16 protein-coding genes and 2 pseudogenes are annotated in these 19,237 nt (G+C 44.7%); 4 read left to right on the forward strand and 14 right to left on the reverse strand.

Annotation, left to right across the window (positions count from 1 at the left end):
• Positions 1-4: 4 nt before the first annotated feature.
• Entirely contained in the window at positions 5-463 is a 459-nt protein-coding gene (locus tag BQ9856_RS12125; protein WP_077611267.1) for a PTS sugar transporter subunit IIA, read from the reverse strand.
• Positions 464-486: 23 nt separating this feature from the next.
• The gene (gene ulaG, locus BQ9856_RS12130) at positions 487-1,590 is read right to left on the reverse strand and encodes an L-ascorbate 6-phosphate lactonase (protein WP_077611268.1); all 1,104 of its coding nucleotides are present in this window, start codon (positions 1,588-1,590) and stop codon (positions 487-489) included.
• A gap of 435 nt (positions 1,591-2,025) precedes the next feature.
• Here ulaG (BQ9856_RS12130) and BQ9856_RS24255 point away from each other — a divergent pair.
• Positions 2,026-2,385, forward strand: a pseudogene (locus tag BQ9856_RS24255) (prolipoprotein diacylglyceryl transferase); the annotation flags it as partial.
• A 44-nt stretch (positions 2,386-2,429) separates the two neighbouring features.
• Here the strand turns inward: BQ9856_RS24255 and BQ9856_RS24260 are convergent.
• The 3 genes and pseudogenes from BQ9856_RS24260 to ulaG (BQ9856_RS12145) form a co-directional block, all read right to left on the reverse strand.
• Positions 2,430-2,723 (reverse strand): annotated as a pseudogene (locus BQ9856_RS24260) (PTS transporter subunit IIC); the annotation flags it as partial.
• Between the two features lie 14 nt (positions 2,724-2,737).
• Positions 2,738-3,196 (reverse strand): PTS sugar transporter subunit IIA, encoded by a 459-nt coding sequence (locus BQ9856_RS12140; protein ID WP_077611267.1) that lies wholly within the window; start codon positions 3,194-3,196, stop codon positions 2,738-2,740.
• A 23-nt stretch (positions 3,197-3,219) separates the two neighbouring features.
• On the reverse strand, positions 3,220-4,323 hold the full coding sequence (gene ulaG, locus BQ9856_RS12145; RefSeq protein ID WP_077611268.1) for an L-ascorbate 6-phosphate lactonase: 1,104 nt from the start codon (positions 4,321-4,323) through the stop codon (positions 3,220-3,222).
• 381 nt (positions 4,324-4,704) lie between these two features.
• Between ulaG (BQ9856_RS12145) and lgt the strand changes: the two genes are divergently transcribed.
• Entirely contained in the window at positions 4,705-5,478 is a 774-nt protein-coding gene (gene lgt / locus BQ9856_RS12150; protein ID WP_077611270.1) for a prolipoprotein diacylglyceryl transferase, read from the forward strand.
• Positions 5,479-5,829: 351 nt separating this feature from the next.
• Positions 5,830-8,052: a methyl-accepting chemotaxis protein gene (locus BQ9856_RS12155; RefSeq protein WP_077611271.1), complete on the forward strand. Its 2,223-nt coding sequence runs from the start codon at positions 5,830-5,832 to the stop codon at positions 8,050-8,052.
• A gap of 208 nt (positions 8,053-8,260) precedes the next feature.
• Here the strand turns inward: BQ9856_RS12155 and BQ9856_RS12160 are convergent, their stop codons facing one another.
• The 4 genes from BQ9856_RS12160 to BQ9856_RS12175 form a co-directional block, all read right to left on the reverse strand.
• Complete coding sequence (locus tag BQ9856_RS12160; RefSeq protein ID WP_077611272.1) at positions 8,261-9,889, reverse strand: IS1182 family transposase; 1,629 nt, start codon at positions 9,887-9,889, stop codon at positions 8,261-8,263.
• Positions 9,890-9,967: 78 nt separating this feature from the next.
• Positions 9,968-11,128, reverse strand: a complete 1,161-nt coding sequence (locus BQ9856_RS12165) for a glycerate kinase family protein (protein ID WP_077611273.1) — start codon at positions 11,126-11,128, stop codon at positions 9,968-9,970.
• 42 nt (positions 11,129-11,170) lie between these two features.
• Positions 11,171-12,562 carry a GntP family permease gene (locus BQ9856_RS12170; protein WP_077611274.1) on the reverse strand — a complete coding sequence of 464 codons (1,392 nt, stop codon included), beginning with the start codon at positions 12,560-12,562 and terminating at the stop codon, positions 11,171-11,173.
• Positions 12,563-12,691: 129 nt separating this feature from the next.
• Positions 12,692-13,816 carry a CdaR family transcriptional regulator gene (locus BQ9856_RS12175; protein ID WP_077611275.1) on the reverse strand — a complete coding sequence of 375 codons (1,125 nt, stop codon included), beginning with the start codon at positions 13,814-13,816 and terminating at the stop codon, positions 12,692-12,694.
• Positions 13,817-14,075: 259 nt separating this feature from the next.
• Here BQ9856_RS12175 and BQ9856_RS12180 point away from each other — a divergent pair, with 259 nt between their 5' ends.
• Positions 14,076-14,465, forward strand: coding sequence for a DUF6483 family protein (locus BQ9856_RS12180; protein ID WP_077611276.1), 390 nt, complete (start codon positions 14,076-14,078; stop codon positions 14,463-14,465).
• Positions 14,466-14,548: 83 nt separating this feature from the next.
• On the opposite strand, the gene BQ9856_RS12185 is transcribed toward BQ9856_RS12180, so the two are convergent.
• The 5 genes from BQ9856_RS12185 to BQ9856_RS12205 all read right to left on the reverse strand — a co-directional run bounded on the left by BQ9856_RS12185 (position 14,549) and on the right by BQ9856_RS12205 (position 19,216).
• Positions 14,549-14,755, reverse strand: a complete 207-nt coding sequence (locus BQ9856_RS12185) for a DUF1858 domain-containing protein (RefSeq protein WP_077611277.1) — start codon at positions 14,753-14,755, stop codon at positions 14,549-14,551.
• Entirely contained in the window at positions 14,756-17,173 is a 2,418-nt protein-coding gene (lon, locus tag BQ9856_RS12190; RefSeq protein ID WP_077611278.1) for an endopeptidase La, read from the reverse strand.
• Positions 17,174-17,288: 115 nt separating this feature from the next.
• Complete coding sequence (locus BQ9856_RS12195) at positions 17,289-17,852, reverse strand: TetR/AcrR family transcriptional regulator (protein WP_077611279.1); 564 nt, start codon at positions 17,850-17,852, stop codon at positions 17,289-17,291.
• Between the two features lie 88 nt (positions 17,853-17,940).
• Positions 17,941-18,747: an SDR family NAD(P)-dependent oxidoreductase gene (locus BQ9856_RS12200; protein WP_077611280.1), complete on the reverse strand. Its 807-nt coding sequence runs from the start codon at positions 18,745-18,747 to the stop codon at positions 17,941-17,943.
• Positions 18,737-19,216 carry a MarR family winged helix-turn-helix transcriptional regulator gene (locus tag BQ9856_RS12205; protein ID WP_077611281.1) on the reverse strand — a complete coding sequence of 160 codons (480 nt, stop codon included), beginning with the start codon at positions 19,214-19,216 and terminating at the stop codon, positions 18,737-18,739. Before BQ9856_RS12205 ends, BQ9856_RS12200 begins: the two co-directional genes overlap by 11 nt.
• Positions 19,217-19,237 lie beyond the last annotated feature (21 nt).

Genomic DNA, 19,237 nt, shown 5'->3' on the forward strand with positions numbered 1-19,237 from the left:
CCCCTTATTCATCCAAATAGTTTTCCTGAATCCTAAGCAGATCTTCCGGCGTCTCCGCCTCCAAAAGCGCTTCCACTGCCGCCTCATTCATCAGAAGCTCTGACAGCTTTGTCATGTTCTGCAAATGCTGTTCCGGATTGCTGGAAGCCAGTGTGAAAAACAATCTTGCATCCTTTTCCGTATCCCCGGGAACAAAACTCACCGGCTTTTTAAGCCTCATAAAACCGATGGCTGTCTTGTGCACACCCCTTGCACATTCCTGGGAATGCGGCATGGCCACATTCGGCATGATGACGATATACGGCCCGTATTTCTTCACGCATTCAATGATATCTTCCTTATAATTTGCCTCCACGGTCCCGTCCGCCTCCAGGGTCTCGCAGCTCATCCGGACAGCCTCCTGCCAGTCAGATGCTTTCTCAGCAAATTTATAATGATTCCATTCCACGAATTCTCTTAACATCAGTTCCCCCTCCTAATAAAGCCTTACAGACAGGATTTAAACGGTATGTTCTGGGGCGCTTCGAAACAATCCTCAAATCCTCTGCGGTGATGGTAAGCCTTCCTGTCCTTATCCGTTGGATAGACGTATTTACCGCCCACCTCCCAGAAGAACGGGTGGAATTTATAATCCAGCCGGTCCTTCTTCATATCGTACAGCACCCGGATTTCATTCACATCCGCCATGAAATTGGTCCATACGTCATAGTGGACCGGAATCACGACATCACACCGCAAAGCCTCCGCCATGCGAAGGATATCGCAGGAAGTCATCTTATCCGCCATGCCCACCGGATTTTCCCCATAAGACCCAAATGCCACATCCACCTTATGATCTTTGCCGTGCTTAGCGAAATAAATGGAATAATGGGAATCGCCGCTGTGATAAATATTGCCTCCCGGAGTCTTAATAAGATAGTTCACTGCCTTATCATCCATATCCGTCGGGCAGATTCCCGTAAGCTCTTCCCGGTCGGGCCCGGTAGAATCCGTAGTCACCAGGCAGGTCCGGTCAAAGGAATCCAGAACCGCGATTTCCACATCCTTTATCCTGATTGTATCACCCGGCCGTACAATTTGACAACGTTCTTTGGGTACTCCCCATTTTAACCAGGTTTCCACGGATTTTAACGGACCGATGAATGGAACAGGAATCTCCCTGCCGTTCTCATCCACCGTAGTCATACCGCTTTGGATTACATGGGCCGCATATTCCGCGCTCATATGGTCCTGGTGGTAATGGGTAGCTAAAACCGCATCCACCTGTCTGATGCCAAAAGGGTCAATGACAAAGGGAACTGCCCTGAGATTGGGCTGCATGTTCCTGGCCCCGCACATATTGGCCATCTGGTGCCCAACTGCCATTTTCCCATTGCCATGGGTCCGTTTTCCGTTTCCGCACCATAGATCAATGGTCAGATTACAGCCACCGGGAGTCTTAAACCAGATTCCCGTACAGCCCAGCCACCACATGGCCACAGTCCCGGGTTTCACTTCTTCGCTTTCAATCTCTTCATTCAGCCAGGTTCCCCATTCCGGAAACGTGCTCATGATCCAGGATTCTCTGGTGATTTCGCTCACCTTGCTCATAAATCATCCTCCTTTGATTATATGCTTGTTTTTTATGTTCTTTTTGTTCTTTATATGAGAATATTATCATGTTTATGAATGTTTTTCAATGGCTTTATATGTTCGTTTTGTTTTTATATGTTCGTTATTGAAATTTTGTGATTTTGTATATCTTTCCACATTTTTTTGTGCACTTTTTTTACATATCCCTTTTTTAAATTAACGGGCCGGACAATGGAACACATTGCCCCCGAAGCGTTTTAAGAGAATATGGGGAAATATTCCTGCGGCAGGAAATTGAGACAAAATGAAAGGAAATAAATTTAATTATTTTACAAGCTCAAAAAAGATATGCTATAATAAACTGTCTTAAATACTAAGGATATGAAAAGGAAAATTATCATGTACAATGACTTATTCTCTATCGGAGGAATCACCCTCCACGGATATGGCCTGATGATCGGTATCGGAATCGTCTCCGCTTATTTAACATCAGAATACCGCGCAAAAAAACTGGGACTTGATCCGGATCATCTGTTTCCTCTGCTTATTTGGGGAGCCGGCTTTGGTCTGGTCAGCGCAAAGCTTCTTTATTACCTGACCATTTTAAACGATATCATCAAAGACCCGGGCCTTTTGTTAAGCCTCTCCGGCGGCTTTGTTGTCTATGGCGGGATCATCGGCGGAATCGCTGCCGGTTATGTTTATTGCAGGGTTAAAAAAATAAGCTTTTTTCATTACCTGGACCTGGTTGTCCCGTCCATTGCACTGGCACAGGGCTTTGGAAGAATCGGGTGCCTTCTGGCCGGATGCTGCTATGGGACCCAGTTCCATGGACCGCTGTCCATTACCTTNACCTCCTCCACACCGGCCGTTACGGCGTTCTGCCCAAAGTATGGGTCAATTACCATGGCATCCATGTTAAAACGGTCCTTTAACCCCACCAGGACCGGACGGAAGTTGCTTACAAGTCCGCCGGAGCCTACCGTTAAGATCAGATATCCGACAATGGCTTTAATCACACCGGACAGAACATCGTACCAGGGCTTCCCCAGTAATAAATATCCCACCATTACAATAAGTCCAATCATAAACGCCGGCTGCTGCAGCACATTAACTGCGAAATACGACCAAATCTTCATTAAAATTTCCATAAGAACCCTCCCCCTTATTCATCCAAATAGTTTTCCTGAATCCTAAGCAGATCTTCCGGCGTCTCCGCCTCCAAAAGCGCTTCCACTGCCGCCTCATTCATCAGAAGCTCTGACAGCTTTGTCATGTTCTGCAAATGCTGTTCCGGATTGCTGGAAGCCAGTGTGAAAAACAATCTTGCATCCTTTTCCGTATCCCCGGGAACAAAACTCACCGGCTTTTTAAGCCTCATAAAACCGATGGCTGTCTTGTGCACACCCCTTGCACATTCCTGGGAATGCGGCATGGCCACATTCGGCATGATGACGATATACGGCCCGTATTTCTTCACGCATTCAATGATATCTTCCTTATAATTTGCCTCCACGGTCCCGTCCGCCTCCAGGGTCTCGCAGCTCATCCGGACAGCCTCCTGCCAGTCAGATGCTTTCTCAGCAAATTTATAATGATTCCATTCCACGAATTCTCTTAACATCAGTTCCCCCTCCTAATAAAGCCTTACAGACAGGATTTAAACGGTATGTTCTGGGGCGCTTCGAAACAATCCTCAAATCCTCTGCGGTGATGGTAAGCCTTCCTGTCCTTATCCGTTGGATAGACGTATTTACCGCCCACCTCCCAGAAGAACGGGTGGAATTTATAATCCAGCCGGTCCTTCTTCATATCGTACAGCACCCGGATTTCATTCACATCCGCCATGAAATTGGTCCATACGTCATAGTGGACCGGAATCACGACATCACACCGCAAAGCCTCCGCCATGCGAAGGATATCGCAGGAAGTCATCTTATCCGCCATGCCCACCGGATTTTCCCCATAAGACCCAAATGCCACATCCACCTTATGATCTTTGCCGTGCTTAGCGAAATAAATGGAATAATGGGAATCGCCGCTGTGATAAATATTGCCTCCCGGAGTCTTAATAAGATAGTTCACTGCCTTATCATCCATATCCGTCGGGCAGATTCCCGTAAGCTCTTCCCGGTCGGGCCCGGTAGAATCCGTAGTCACCAGGCAGGTCCGGTCAAAGGAATCCAGAACCGCGATTTCCACATCCTTTATCCTGATTGTATCACCCGGCCGTACAATTTGACAACGTTCTTTGGGTACTCCCCATTTTAACCAGGTTTCCACGGATTTTAACGGACCGATGAATGGAACAGGAATCTCCCTGCCGTTCTCATCCACCGTAGTCATACCGCTTTGGATTACATGGGCCGCATATTCCGCGCTCATATGGTCCTGGTGGTAATGGGTAGCTAAAACCGCATCCACCTGTCTGATGCCAAAAGGGTCAATGACAAAGGGAACTGCCCTGAGATTGGGCTGCATGTTCCTGGCCCCGCACATATTGGCCATCTGGTGCCCAACTGCCATTTTCCCATTGCCATGGGTCCGTTTTCCGTTTCCGCACCATAGATCAATGGTCAGATTACAGCCACCGGGAGTCTTAAACCAGATTCCCGTACAGCCCAGCCACCACATGGCCACAGTCCCGGGTTTCACTTCTTCGCTTTCAATCTCTTCATTCAGCCAGGTTCCCCATTCCGGAAACGTGCTCATGATCCAGGATTCTCTGGTGATTTCGCTCACCTTGCTCATAAATCATCCTCCTTTGATTATATGCTTGTTTTTTATGTTCTTTTTGTTCTTTATATGAGAATATTATCATGTTTATGAATGTTTTTCAATGGCTTTATATGTTCGTTTTGTTTTTATATGTTCGTTATTGAAATTTTGTGATTTTGTATATCTTTCCACATTTTTTTGTGCACTTTTTTTACATATCCCTTTTTTAAATTAACGGGCCGGACAATGGAACACATTGCCCCCGAAGCGTTTTAAGAGAATATGGGGAAATATTCCTGCGGCAGGAAATTGAGACAAAATGAAAGGAAATAAATTTAATTATTTTACAAGCTCAAAAAAGATATGCTATAATAAACTGTCTTAAATACTAAGGATATGAAAAGGAAAATTATCATGTACAATGACTTATTCTCTATCGGAGGAATCACCCTCCACGGATATGGCCTGATGATCGGTATCGGAATCGTCTCCGCTTATTTAACATCAGAATACCGCGCAAAAAAACTGGGACTTGATCCGGATCATCTGTTTCCTCTGCTTATTTGGGGAGCCGGCTTTGGTCTGGTCAGCGCAAAGCTTCTTTATTACCTGACCATTTTAAACGATATCATCAAAGACCCGGGCCTTTTGTTAAGCCTCTCCGGCGGCTTTGTTGTCTATGGCGGGATCATCGGCGGAATCGCTGCCGGTTATGTTTATTGCAGGGTTAAAAAAATAAGCTTTTTTCATTACCTGGACCTGGTTGTCCCGTCCATTGCACTGGCACAGGGCTTTGGAAGAATCGGGTGCCTTCTGGCCGGATGCTGCTATGGGACCCAGTTCCATGGACCGCTGTCCATTACCTTTAATAGCTCCCGGTTTGCCCCTAACGGCATCCCTTTGTTTCCGTCCCAGATCGTATCAAGTGCCTTTGATTTTTTAAACTTCTTTGTGTTATGCACTTTGGCAGGGAAAAACAAAAACCCAGGGAGAATCAGTGCCTTCTATCTGATTTTTTACAGCATAGGCCGGTTTATCATTGAGTTTTACCGGGGCGATCTGGTCCGGGGATCTGTGGGCAGCTTATCCACCTCCCAGTTCATCTCCATGTTTGTAGCACTTGCCGGGTTTCTCCTCTTTTGGAAAACCACGAAAAAAGCAGAAAAAGAACCCCGATCCTTATCATGACCTGTTGCGGGATTGAGGAAGTATTGATGCAGGCTCTTGTGCCCGGACGTTAACCGGGTGCAAGGGCCTTTTTACCCCCAAAAACCGGCATAAAAACCGCTACAATTAGCAGTTTATAGGCTTTAGTACATAATTATATTAGCTTTTTTATTAAAAAAATAGGGTTTCTCTATTATATTCTTGTCGGATTATGTCGATTATACAGATGTTAAAGCGACACGATAAAGTCTGTAAACAGAAAAGGAGGGTCACTTCCAATTTTTCAAATTATAGTTTTATCTCAAATATTATCGACAAAAAGGAGGGTAGATTTTTTTCTAATCATTTCATTTAAAGGGAGTATGACACAATATGAAAAGCATCAAAAAATTTAATTTCAATAATCTTAAACTCGCAACAAAAACTTCCATTGCTACGTGCATCATTCTTGCGCTGAGTCTGACTTTGCTGATCGCAATCTCTTCCATACAGGCAAGCAACGCAGTCTCAAAGGCAATCAACGGAGAATTTTCCGGAATTGCAGCCCAGAATGGTCTTATGGTACAGGCCATTATCGATGATGCCACCGGCATCGCCCAGGATTTACAGAATTACTTAAATAATGTTTATAACGGCGGTGAGGCAGACAGCGAATGGAAAAACATCAATCGAAAAAGCCGGATATATGACGCTGAACTAAATGGAATTAATTATGAAATTGAAAACTATATCATTAATTCTGCATGGTCAACCGTCAGCAACAATCCTGATATCTATGGAGTCGGTGCATTTTTTGAACCTGGCAAATTTGATATTGCAGTAAAGGATTATTCTGTTTATGTAGACAGGGATGATGCTAAAAACAGAACCGCTCAATCTTTGGGCGCATACAGCGAATATTCCGCACAGGACTATTACCGCGTCGCAAAGGAAACAAAGGCCCCCTATATTACGGATCCGTTTGATTACAAAGGTACTATGATGAGTACCGTTGCCTTCCCCATTATGGAGGGCGATCAAGTCATCGGTGTGATACTGGCTGATATCAACGTATCGAATTTTTCCAAAATAAAGACATCCGATGAAAAATATCAGACCATGTATGTTGATATCTACACAGAAGGCAATATGATTGCTTATGACAGCCAATCCAGTGATAATATAGGGAAAAAACTGGAAGACCTTATTCCCGCTTCGGAATACGCAAAAATCGTATCCGGCCAACAGGCAAAGACTGATTTCCAGGTAACCACCAGAAGATCAGACGGTACCATGGAATCCAGACATTACTACCCGATCACCTGCGGAACACAGACCTGGTGGGCTTCCAGCTGTCTGGAAAAGAGCGATTTAAATAAAGATGTCGGACAGATCGTTTTCATTATGATTGTTTTGGCTATTCTGGCACTTATTTTTATTACCGTCGTTATAGCACTTTTCCTGAAAAAAACACTGAACCCCATCAATAGCGTGGTTGCGGCTGCTACGGACATTGCAGCCGGCAATCTGGATATCCATATGGAGGTTCATTCTAATGATGAAATCGGTATTCTTTCCCAAACGTTCCTGGGAATGGCGGATAATCTGAAGTTCATCATTCAGGATATCAACTATCTTCTGGGAGAAATGAGCACAGGGAATTTCAGGGTAAAGACCGAACATGAGGAAAAGTACATCGGCGCTTACCAGTATATCTTAGAGGCCATGCGGAACATCCGATTTACCTTAAGCGATACGCTTCTGGAAATTGACCGCGCCTCAGAGCAGGTATCCACTGGTGCTTCCCAGGTATCCAGCGCTTCCCAGGCTCTCAGCCAGGGAGCAACCGAACAGGCCTCATCCATTGAAGAATTGTCTGCAACCATTACTGAAATTTCAGAGCGGGTAAAACAAAATGCGGCCAATGCCTCAGAAGCCAATTCCCTGTCACAGGAGGCCAGCGAAGGCGTACTTACCGGCAACCAGAAGGTGAAACACATGATCACTGCAATGAATGAAATTGCAAGTACCTCCAATGAGATCGGTAAAATCATTAAAACTATTGACGACATCGCTTTCCAGACAAATATCCTGGCTTTAAATGCAGCGGTAGAAGCAGCCAGAGCCGGTTCTGCCGGCAAGGGATTTGCAGTTGTTGCAGATGAGGTACGCAACCTGGCAGGAAAGTCTGCTGAAGCTGCAAAAAATACCACAACTCTTATTGAAAATGCCATCTCCGCGGTTGGAAACGGAACAAAAATTGCGGGTGAGACTGCAGAAGCACTTCGCCTTATCGTTGAAAAAGCCAATATCTCTTCCAACCGGATCGCGGAAATTGCGGAGGCGTCGGCAGTTCAGTCCGATGCGATCATGCAGGTTACGACCGGCATTGATCAGATATCAGCAGTTGTACAGACGACTTCTGCAACCTCCGAAGAAAGCGCGGCAACTTCCGAGGAACTGTCAGCACAGGCAATGAACTTAAAAGCTCTGGTCGGAAAATTCCAGTTAATGGAAAACCATACAGAAGCGCTTAAAGAAATGCCTTCCGGGATCAGCCGGGAAACAGAAACCTATGAGGCGCCTGCTGCGGAAGAAACTTATTACAAATATTAATATCTGCCCGGAGCCCTGGCTCCAGGCAAATGCCCATAAAAGGGGCTGTCGCACTAGTTGATTAAAATCAGCTGGTGCCCAGCTCTTTTGAGTGCTTTTAGAGTTCATTTTTATTCTGGATTTACGAACAAAGAAAAATAGCAGACAACTACTATACCTCTGATTGTTCAGCGGCTTTTAGTTGTCTGCTATTTAAGGTTTTTTAAATTTATGCGCTTTCTTTAAGGTTAAACAGATGTGTTCCTGTACATTCTCTTTGGATCTTATGGTGCAGCTTATTCACGTTGTGAGCCATTGCAAGAAGAACGCTTTCCGCAAGTACATTGTTTTTCCCTCTGCATAGATAGCGATGGAAATTCATATCTGTTTTCACATCAGCAAATGAACCCTCAGCCTGGATGCTTCTGTTCATTCGAAGCTGACAGCCTTCATCAGAGAGAATACGTTCCAGATCTTCTGCTCGTTTTTGTTGGAACACCTTTGATACTTCAAGCCGTTTTACTCGTTCTTCAAAAGGTATCTTACTGTTGTTTCCTTTGATACATTCCCTTTTGTACGGACAATCATAGCAGTCCTCACAGGTATAGATGTTTTTTCTGATTACATAACCCGTTTTGCTTTTCCCTTGTTTCGTACCTGTTAAAACAAGTTTTTTCCCGGCTTTGCAGGTATAGCAGTCGTTTTCTGTGTTATATTCCATGTTTTCTCTGCGGCTTATATCTGTTTTATATTTTCGCGTCTTGGAAATCTCATAGTTTGCAGGCTTGATGAATGAAACCTGTTCATTTTCTTCAATATATAGGTAATTCTCCTCGCTTTCATATCCAGAGTCCGCTACGATGTTTTTATATTTGAAATTTAAATGTTCTTCCATATCTTTCAGAAATGGGATCAGTGTTGTGGTATCTGTTGGCTGTGGCCCGATCGTAAGCCATGTGATGTATTCCGAATCCACACCATGCTGAAGGTTATAGCCTGGCTTCAGCTGTCCATTCAGCATCGCATCTTCTTTCATTCGCATAAAGGTTGCATCTGGATCCGTTTTTGAATAACTATTACGACTACCGCATTGGTAGATTTTCTTTGTGTATTCTTTCAGCTTATCCAGATATTCTTCTAGTCGCTCAATTGAGCGCTGCAACTGTGTTTTACGTTTTCCGATTCCATGGACGAATTCAATTCCTTCTTCGGCTTTGATCTTATAAAGTTTTTTGCGGAGTTTCTTTACATGACGCAGTTGAACTTGATTATGGTACACAACTTTAATACCGTATTCTTCTTCACATTCTTCTACAAAAGCTGCAAGTTTTTCTAACAGTTTTGCGAGATTTTTAGTCACTGATTTTTTCCAGACAAACGTGTACTTATTCGCACAGGCTTCAATCTTGGTACCGTCAATAAAGATATCCTTTCCGGAGATTTCACCAAGTTCAAACAGCAGGACAGACATTTGAGCTAACATTTTCTTTGAACAGGAAGAAAAATGGAGTGAACGGAATCTGGCAATGGTGGCATGATCCGGAGCTTTGGAATCCTCTAATAAGAACATGAAATTAATGTCACGATGACAGGCTCTTTCAATATCTCTTGCAGAATAGATGCGGTTCATGTAAGCATACAGCATAATCTTCAGCATCTGTCTTGGCGTTGCAGTATTTTTCCGAATTCGGGAATAAGTCGAATATAACTCTGAAATATCCATCTCCTCTACAACCTGACTTAGCAAACGCACAGAATCATTATCTGGGATTATACAATCGATATTTAATGGTAGTTTTAATTGATAAAAATCTTGAACCATAGTATAATCTTTTTGTAGAATTTTATTTAGTAGCATAAATATATTTTACACCAAGAGCCGGGCTTTACAAAGCCCGGCTCTTAAATTTTTGCAAGCAAAGAGGCTGCGCACTAATTACTTAGTGCGACAGCCCCTTTTCTTTATTGCCATTCCTGTCTTAATAAAACGGAACATCCGAAGAGCTCCTTGATAATATAACTCTTCGGCATTTTCCAGCGCATGATCCAGTTCCATGATCCCATTGACCGTGGTCATGATGGAACAGATCCCGAAGTCATAGATCTTCTCTGCGCCCTCTCCCATTGCACCTGCCAGGGCAACAGCCGGAATATTTTTTCTCTTACACCTCATTCCAACGCCCTGCATCACCTTTCCAAAACAGGACTGCCAGTCCGTCCTGCCCTCTCCGGTCACAACCAGGGACACATCTTCCAGGCGGGAATCGAAATCAATCAAATCCAGGACCGTTTCAATTCCGGATTTTAACTCCGCATGGAGAAATACCAGAAGAGCCGCACCCAGGCCTCCTGCAGCTCCTGAGCCAGGCATCTCATCCGGATCGATCCCGAATTCGCGTTCAATCACATCCCGGTAGTTTTGCATTCCCCTCTCCAGCTCATCAAGGACCTGCGGCGAACCGCCCTTCTGCTTTCCAAAGGTATAGGCAGCTCCGTCTTTTCCGGTCAATGGGTTATTAACGTCACACATGGCCGTCAGTTTCACCTGATAAATCCGGGGATGCAGGCCGGAAATATCAATATGAGCAACTTTTTCCAGATCCTTTCCCGTTCCCTCCAGCTCTCTTCCTTCTGAATCCAGGAATTTAATTCCTAACGCCCTCATACATCCCATTCCGCCGTCATTGGTAGCCGAACCGCCGATTGCAATGGAAATGTCTGTAAATCCTCTGTCCAGAGCATCTTTTATCAGTTCCCCGGTTCCGTATGTTGTCGTGTTCCTCGGGTCCCTTAAGTTTCTTGGGATCAAAGGAAGCCCGGAAGCAGCTGCCATCTCCAGGACCGCCCGCTTTTCATCCAGTTTTCCATAATAAGCGTTCACAGCCTCCAGAAACGGCCCGCATACAGTTACCGGGATCCTTTCTCCCTGAATGGCAGCGATCACTGCATCCGTGGTTCCTTCTCCCCCATCGGCCACGGGTATTCCGTCCCATTCCCATTGATCAAACACTTCCCCGGCAGCCCTTTTAAGCAGTTCTATGGTCTGTTCACTGGAAAGAGTCCCCTTAAAAGAGTCGGATGCAAACAATAATTTCATATACAAAGTTCTCCTTTCACCCGTGAAGTCTCTTTCCTTCCATCAATGCAGGATCAGGGTCAGAATAAATATCTCAAGGATTCCTGCAATTCCCATAATCAGCGTTGCAACGGTCTGAGTCTTATATCCTTTTTCCGGAGTCATGGCACCAAAATTCGTTACCACCCAGAAATAGGAATCATTTGCATGGGAAACGGTCATCGCACCTGCGCCGATCGCCATACAGGCAAGTGTTACCCGGATGGGGCTTTCCAGACCCAGCATAGGAAGCAGCGGAGCTACAATGCCTGCGGTCGTGGTGAGAGCCACGGTGGAGGAACCTTGTGCACTTTTTAAGATAGCTGCCAAAAGGAATGGGAAGAAAATGCCCATGGTGCTGAGTACTGCAGCATGATCCTTGATATAATTCACCATATCGGTAGAAGAGATCACCTTGCCCAGCACACCTCCGGCAGCCGTTACAAACAGGATCGGTCCCACGGTCTTTAAGGTCTCATTGGTAATCTCATAGAATTCTTCCATCTTACCCGCTCCTTTCAGCTGAAGTATACCGCAGAGAGTACCTGCTGCCAGGGCTATGATGGGAGTTCCTAAAAATTTAATGACATCTGCCCCAAAGCCTTCCATGTTCGCCATGGCTGTTATGGAGGAAAGAGCCATAAGAAGGATCGGAACAATAATAGGAGCAAGGGCATTGAAACCGCCGGGAAGCCTTCCGTATTCGGCGACCAGCTCCTCATAGGTTTTTGCAGCCTCATTCATATCGGCTTCATCGTCAGACCGCACCTTTCCTCCGATGTATTTTGCGTAGAAGAACCCGGCAATCAGAGGAAAAACGGAACATAAAGCGCCCATTCCCATGACAAGAAGAAGATTTTCCCCAATGCCAAGGGTAGAAGCTGCTGCGATGGGTCCCGGTGTCGGTGGAATGAAAACGTGGGAAATGTAGAGCCCTGAGGAAAGCCCCACTGTCATCGCTACGGATGATGCGGCGGTCCTGTTTACCAGGGCTTTGCGGATGGGATTTAAAATAACGAAACCGGAGTCGCAGAATACCGGGATCGATACCACCCAGCCCATCATCTCCATGGCCAGGACCGGGTTATTTTTCCCCACCAGCCGGATCACCATATCGGCCAGCTTAAGGGCTGCGCCTGTTTTCTCCAAAATGGTCCCGATCAGGGCGCCAAGGATGATAACGATGCCGATGCTGGAAAATGTACCGGAAAAGCCGGCTCCGATTACGCTTGCCAGACCGCTTACCTTGGTTCCATCCTCCAACGTCTTATCCACCAATGGAATCCCTGCAATCAGTCCCAAAAGCAGTGAAATAGTCATGATGGCAATAAACGGATGGATCTTAAACTTTGAGATTGCAGCGATCATCAGGATAATTGCCAGTACAAAAACAAAAATTAATGGTAAACCTGTCATAAAATGACCCCCTTCTAAGGATTTGTAACAGTTTTCTGCTGTTTTATGGTATCATATCACCATTAATACAATACTTCTACGGTCATTCGTATCAATATAAGCATTGATTTTTGTATCACCGATACAAAACTACTGTTCTTTTCTTAAAAAACTATAAAAGGTTTCCAGGAAAAACCGGTCTGCCGAAGATTCGATCGGATTGATATTCAAGGTATCCTTAATCTTATTATAACGGTACAAAAGCGTATTCTTGTGCATAAAAAGCTCTTTTGAAGCTGCTACCAGATTATAATTTGTCTTTATGAGAACTCCGGCAATTTCCATAAATGTCTTTTTAAATTCTTCACTCAGCCCCTTTTCATAAATATTGAACATCCACTGCAGCTCACTCACCGGTACAATGGAACGTACATAATTTCCGGTATGATCATAAAAAAAAGCGGCAGAACCGGTATCCACGTTGTCCTCCAGCCATCTACAGTGCCGGTAAGCATAATAATACTGGGTAAAGCTTCCCTGAAACGAACCGATGTAAAATTTACAGCTTTTCTCCTGTTCCAGAAGCCATTTTAAAGCTGCGCTCAAATATTCCGCAATGATGTATTTGTAATCTGAGAATACCTTGTGTGTCTTATCAGGCATGGTTTTGAATATGAGGATATGGCTGTTATCCAGAACAATGCTGATGTCCTCCGTCCCATGCCCGGGGCTGTTTTTGATCCTATCGAGAAACGGCTCCGGCCTGATGTCTTCAAGCTTACACAGTATGGGGATCCGGATTATGTTTTCCGAATAATTAAGCTGCCTCGCAACGCTCCGAAGCTCCCTCGGGTCCGGATATTCCACATGGATCAGAAGATTTGTAAAATGCTCCTTCCTGTTCCTCCTGCGCCTCAGTTCTTCCTGCTGTTTCTCATACTTCAGCATGGCTTCGATGGCCATTTTGGTAATCAGGGCAACGGGCTTTATCTCTCCCGGATCTCCGGTGATCCCCACCACTCCCTCCCGCCTGCCGTCAATGTTAATGACCAGGTTGATTCCAGGTTTTACGCCAGGATAATCTTCCCCGGTGGAGGTAACCACCATATCCTCGCTTCCGGTTACAATATAGTAGGCGACCTCATGAAACGTCCCTACCCGTTTCGGATCCCGGCTGGCAATGATAACACCCTGTTCATTCATAATGTTAATATTGTATTCCGTATATTGTGTAACCTGTTCCATGAATTTCTTTGCCAATTCCGTTTCTATCATCAGCGGCCTCCCAGAGCTTTAAGCATTCATTATTTTGAGAAACAGCTTACCATATTTTCCCTTTTGCTTCAATAGCAGAGGATTCTTATGCGTTCTCTTACCATCTTTCCCAGAAACAGAACAATCCAATCAGCCTTCATCCATCCTCCCGGCCAATGCAGCTGCGGAATCTATATTTTACTTTTTTAAGCATTTGTGGTAAATTATCTTTTATCTGATATCCGTATCCCGAATATATATTAGAAAGGAAGAGATTTTTATGTTGGAAGAAGATTATATCATGCGGATGATTCATGAAATGGTAAAAACCCTGCTAAAGTTGATTTTTCATATCGACTTGGGAGATAAAGAAGAACTGAATTTTAAAGATCATGAAACAGCATCAAAATATCATGAACTATTAAATCTCATTCACAGCGGGAAGATCAATGAAGCAGAAAATAAATTATTGGATGAGCTGGATTCCGGCGATATGGAATATTACAAAATGGCGCTCATGTTTTATTATCATTTAAATCGGAAAGAAACCGGATTTCTTGAAGAACATGATTTTTCCAAAAGCGAAATTACCGATGGATTAAAATACGTATCGTCGATCTATGGCTATGGAAGCATGGCAGAAGCGCTTCTGGGTAAAGATCCGGAATAAGAAATGCCTGTTCGAGAAATTACAGCTGTTTTCCAAAAAGAGGGCATCTTCATTTGAAGACACCCTCTCTTTGAATTTAGAAATTATTCCTTTGACATATGGTCATTTAATTTATCGATCAGTTCCTGTACCGGAACGCCGTGCACCATGCAGGCCTCTTCCAGGCTCTCACCGGCAGATGCCGGGCAGCCAAGACAATGCATTCCCATCTCAAAAAAGAAGGGTGCGGTGGTCTGGTCCGCATTTAAGACTTCTCCAATTAAAGTATCCTTTGTTACTGACAGCTTCATTTAAATTACCTCTTTTCTTTCCATATTTTTATGTGGTGTATTTAATCCTTCCGGAAATAATCCGTTACCCTTTTGCAGAAATACATGTTCGATTCTGGGAAGGAAAATCTCCAAAGACTCCTTTAATACATCTTCTACCGTTTCCACCGGTATGACCGTAAGCTGATTTTTCACTTCTTCGGGTACATCCTTTAAATCACTTACATTGTCTTTCGGGATCAAAACCCGGTTTATGCCGGCCCTTTGGGCGCCCAGCAGCTTTTCCTTCAGACCTCCAATGGGCAATACGGCTCCCCGTAAGGTGATTTCTCCGGTCATCGCCAGCCTGGAATCTACCTTATTGCCCGTAACCAGAGAGGCCAGAGCGGTAAATAATGCAATTCCGGCTGACGGACCATCCTTGGGAACTGCCCCTGACGGAACATGGATATGGAGGTCTTTTTCTTTAAAATTAAAGGCAGTGAGAGGCAGTCTGGACTTTAACAGGCTTAAGGAAATTCTGGCCGATTCCTTCATCACATCTCCCAGCTTTCCGGTCAATATGACCGCCCCGTTTCCCGGCATATCGGTTGCCTCTATAAAAAGTATTTCTCCGCCCACCGGGGTCCAGGCCAGGCCCGTGACCACTCCCGGAGGATTGTCCGGCTGAGCCTTTTCATGGCGGGAAACCTGTCTGCCGAGCAGTTCTTCTAAATCCTCTTCCCGAATGGTAAAAGGCAGCACTGCTTTTTTTGATACGATTTTTTCCGTTGCTGTCCTGGCCAGGCCTGCCAGCTGCTTTTTCAGCCCCCGCACTCCGGCTTCCAACGTATATTCACTGATGATTTTCTGCAATACCTCATCTTCCATCACCATTTGCTCCGGTTTTAAGCCATGTTCTTCTAAGACCGCCGGAAGCAGATGATTTTTGCCTATATGAAACTTTTCATCTATGGTATAGCTGGAAATCTGGATGACCTCCATCCGATCCAGCAGCGGCCCCGGGATGCTTTCTAATGAATTGGCTGTGGCGACAAAGAAAACATCGGATAAATCATAGGGAAGGTCCAGATAATGATCGGTAAAGCTGTTGTTCTGCTCCGGATCAAGGACCTCTAAAAGCGCGCTGGCAGGATCGCCGCTGAAGCCGCCGGACATAAGCTTATCCACTTCATCCAACACCATGACAGGATTGGTTTTTCCCGCTTTCCGAATGCTCTGGATAATTCTTCCGGGCATGGCTCCCACATAAGTCCTCCGGTGCCCTCTGATTTCCGATTCATCCCGGACACCCCCCAGACTTATACGGATGTATTTTCTGCCAAGGGCTTCTGCAATGCTTTTTCCAAGGCTTGTCTTACCGGTTCCGGGCGGTCCCACAAGGAGCAGGATGGAGCCTTTCTTATTTTTGTTTAACTGCATGACTGCCAGATGCTGAATAATCCTGTCTTTTACTTTTTTCAGTCCGTAATGCTGTTCATTAAGTATCCGTCTTGCCTCATCCAGGTCGATATCCTTTGCCCCTTCTTTTTTCCACGGAAGCTGCACCAGGAGATCCAGATAATTGCGTATTACGTTGTAATCCAGTTTATTCGGCCCCTGCTCTTCCAGCTTCTCCAGCTCTAAAAGAGCAGCCTCTTTTATCTCAGGCGGCATACCGGCCTCTTCGATCCTGCTTAAATAATCTGCCTCCTTTTTTCCTTCTTCCTCCCTGCCTTCATTCAGCTCCTCCTGAATGGCCTTTAACTGTTCCCGAAGCACGGATTCTCTATAATACCGGTTGGCTTTTTCGGAGAATTTCTCGGAAATCTGCATCTGCAGTTCGATCATTTCCTTTTGCTTTAATAAGTAATCCAGGAAGCGCAGGCTTCTTTCTTTTAATGACTGCATTTCCAGAAGCTCATATCTTTCACCGTGCGGTATCTGGAGGAATTGGGACAGATACACAATAATAGAATTTAAATCCGTAAACTCATTGACGATCCTCTGGTATTGTTCTCCGCCTGAAAATCTGGAACTTATCTCATAGGTGATGTTTTTGATATAGCCAAGCATCTCTTCCCGGCTCTTTTCATTTAAATCTGCATGATCCGGACTGAGCTCATATTGGGCATGTATCCTGCCATCTTCTATCCGGAGTTCCTTTATTTCAACCCGGTCCGTTAATTTAACGGAAAGCAGAACTCCTTTATCCGTCCGATCCAGCCCGGTGACCTCAAAGATCACGCCTGTCCGGTAAAAGTCCTCTTCCTTTTTTGGGTTTTTACCGAAATTCTGTTTCAGCGGCAAAGCTATTTTCACGGCTTCTTCGTTTTCCAGATACATCATTTGTACATCGTCAGGGGATTCCAATTGAACCGTTGTTACGACATCCGGCAATAAAACTTTGTTGGATATGGGGAAAACGATTCCTATGTTATTGTTCTGTTTATTTGCCATAGTTTTATCCTTTCTGTGCGTAGTTTTAAAGTGAATGTTCATTTAATATAGTACTATTTTTTTGCGGGACTCTTTTGTAAAATGGCTTCACAAAATGATCCCGCTTATAAAAAACTTATAGCAATATTGCATCCTGTATGATTTGAATCATCTCCTGCAGCAAATCCGCTTTCTGTGCTTCGTTTTTGCGGCTGTCAACAGCAATTGCTTTTACCGGCTGAAAAATGATGGCCAGCAGATTATCCTCTTTGTAATTCTTTATGATGTTGTCCCTCTTCATCTCTGACATCAGGTTATAAATATTACAAATGCCTTTTTTCCCGGAACAGTTATTGGCCAATGAGGGGCAATTGGAAAATTGCTCCACAAAGCTGAAAACCTCCTTGTTCTCTAATATATAGTTATAATAGCTTCGGATGAGCACCTCGATCTGCTGCCGTCCCTCCATCTCCCGGTTTATGCAGTCTAATAAATAATCATAAATTTCTTCCGAGTATTCCATGTAGATATCGTGCAGCATATCTTCTTTGTTCTCAAAGTAGATATATACCGTTGCCGGCGAAACCCCTGCCATCTTAGCGATTTTAGAGACAGAAGTGCCATGGAAGCCCTCCTGCAGGATCAGCTTGATTACTGCTTCTTTAATGCTTTTCACTTTTTCGTCGTCTTTTTTTCTCATGCTGTCACCTCGATACATTTATAATAAATGATCATTCACTTATTGTCAACCTGTTTTTATATTTTTATGATTACGTTATTTAAAACATTTAACGTTGATCTGTCTTCCTTCCAAAATTTTTTTGACTGAATTGATACATGAATTTATAATAGCTCTTTCTTGGCATCAGATTGAACAAACGGGTAAGCATCTTTGTATGGAATCCCGGAACACTGACCACCTTGCCTTTCTCCAGATCCTTTAACGAGATATCCACAACTTCTTCCGGAGCCATCCATTTGACCGGCCCTCTGTCGGTCTGCCGTGCTTTCTCCATTCCCATCTTCTCATGAAAGTCCGTGTGAGTTAATCCAGGGCAGACAGCCATTGCCTTCACCCCCGTCCCCATGAGATCCATATACAGTCCTTCCGTAAAGGTTTTCAGAAAAGACTTGACCCCGGAATAAACGGCGTTTCCAGGCACGATCATAAAAACGCTCTCAGAGGAAATATTAATGATCGTTCCACTGCCCCGTTCCAACATTCCCGGCAGTACCGCCCGGATCAGTTCCATTGGAGCCGACACATTTACTTTAGCAAGCTTCTCCATAACAGCCGGATCAGCCCCCTGATAAAGCCCGGTTGCCCCAAACCCTGCGTTATTGATGAGAACCTCAATTTTCTTCCCTTTTATGAATTCAGTGACCTTCTTTACTTCTCCCGGCTCTGAAAGCTCTGCCAGGACCACTTCTGCCTTAACGTTGTATTTTCCACAGATCCGGGCTGCAGTTTCCTCAATCTTTTCTTTTCGTCTCCCTGTTATTATAAGGTCATACCCCATTTTTGCAAATTTACCGGCATAAGCAGCCCCGATCCCGCTTGTTGCACCTGTAACCACCGCAATTTTATTCTCCATCCCTGCTGCCCTCCCTCATAGACCCATTTACATTCTTTGCTAAAATCTGCAGAAGCCGGATAAGCTCCCTGCGCTCCTTGGAGGTTTCATAGGACCCCAATACTCTTTCCCATAAAACTTTTTCACTTTTACGGTGTTCCTGCTGTGCGATTCTGCCTTCTTCCGTCAGTTCCAGACCAAATGACCGACGGTCTTTTTTACTGATCACCCGCTTTAGCAGGCTCCGTTTTTCCAACCGGTCGACCGCGCTGGTAAGCGTACTGCCCGGTATTCCCAATGCTTCTGCAATTTCCTTAAGTATGGCATCCGGCTTCCGCTCAATCATACTGAGTATGCTGATTTCAACAGTTGATGCGCCCTCAAGTTTATCCTTCCATAGTTCTGCACCTGTCTTCTGCATTGAGAAGATCAGCTCATGCCAGACCTTGTCTATGCCCTGTATTTCTTCTTCGGTGATTTTTTCCTTCATTTAGCCGCTCCTTTTATTACG

The sequence above is a fragment of the Clostridium sp. Marseille-P2415 genome (genome assembly GCF_900155545.1).
Classification (GTDB): Bacteria; Bacillota; Clostridia; order Lachnospirales; family Lachnospiraceae; genus Lacrimispora.

Coding starts and splice junctions, on each gene's coding strand:
- BQ9856_RS12125 (WP_077611267.1), bottom strand. CDS start 463: ATGTTAAGAGAATTCGTGGAATGGAATCATTATAAATTTGCTGAGAAA.
- ulaG (WP_077611268.1), bottom strand. CDS start 1,590: ATGAGCAAGGTGAGCGAAATCACCAGAGAATCCTGGATCATGAGCACG.
- BQ9856_RS12140 (WP_077611267.1), bottom strand. CDS start 3,196: ATGTTAAGAGAATTCGTGGAATGGAATCATTATAAATTTGCTGAGAAA.
- ulaG (WP_077611268.1), bottom strand. CDS start 4,323: ATGAGCAAGGTGAGCGAAATCACCAGAGAATCCTGGATCATGAGCACG.
- lgt (WP_077611270.1), top strand. CDS start 4,705: ATGTACAATGACTTATTCTCTATCGGAGGAATCACCCTCCACGGATAT.
- BQ9856_RS12155 (WP_077611271.1), top strand. CDS start 5,830: ATGAAAAGCATCAAAAAATTTAATTTCAATAATCTTAAACTCGCAACA.
- BQ9856_RS12160 (WP_077611272.1), bottom strand. CDS start 9,889: ATGCTACTAAATAAAATTCTACAAAAAGATTATACTATGGTTCAAGAT.
- BQ9856_RS12165 (WP_077611273.1), bottom strand. CDS start 11,128: ATGAAATTATTGTTTGCATCCGACTCTTTTAAGGGGACTCTTTCCAGT.
- BQ9856_RS12170 (WP_077611274.1), bottom strand. CDS start 12,562: ATGACAGGTTTACCATTAATTTTTGTTTTTGTACTGGCAATTATCCTG.
- BQ9856_RS12175 (WP_077611275.1), bottom strand. CDS start 13,816: ATGATAGAAACGGAATTGGCAAAGAAATTCATGGAACAGGTTACACAA.
- BQ9856_RS12180 (WP_077611276.1), top strand. CDS start 14,076: ATGTTGGAAGAAGATTATATCATGCGGATGATTCATGAAATGGTAAAA.
- BQ9856_RS12185 (WP_077611277.1), bottom strand. CDS start 14,755: ATGAAGCTGTCAGTAACAAAGGATACTTTAATTGGAGAAGTCTTAAAT.
- lon (WP_077611278.1), bottom strand. CDS start 17,173: ATGGCAAATAAACAGAACAATAACATAGGAATCGTTTTCCCCATATCC.
- BQ9856_RS12195 (WP_077611279.1), bottom strand. CDS start 17,852: ATGAGAAAAAAAGACGACGAAAAAGTGAAAAGCATTAAAGAAGCAGTA.
- BQ9856_RS12200 (WP_077611280.1), bottom strand. CDS start 18,747: ATGGAGAATAAAATTGCGGTGGTTACAGGTGCAACAAGCGGGATCGGG.
- BQ9856_RS12205 (WP_077611281.1), bottom strand. CDS start 19,216: ATGAAGGAAAAAATCACCGAAGAAGAAATACAGGGCATAGACAAGGTC.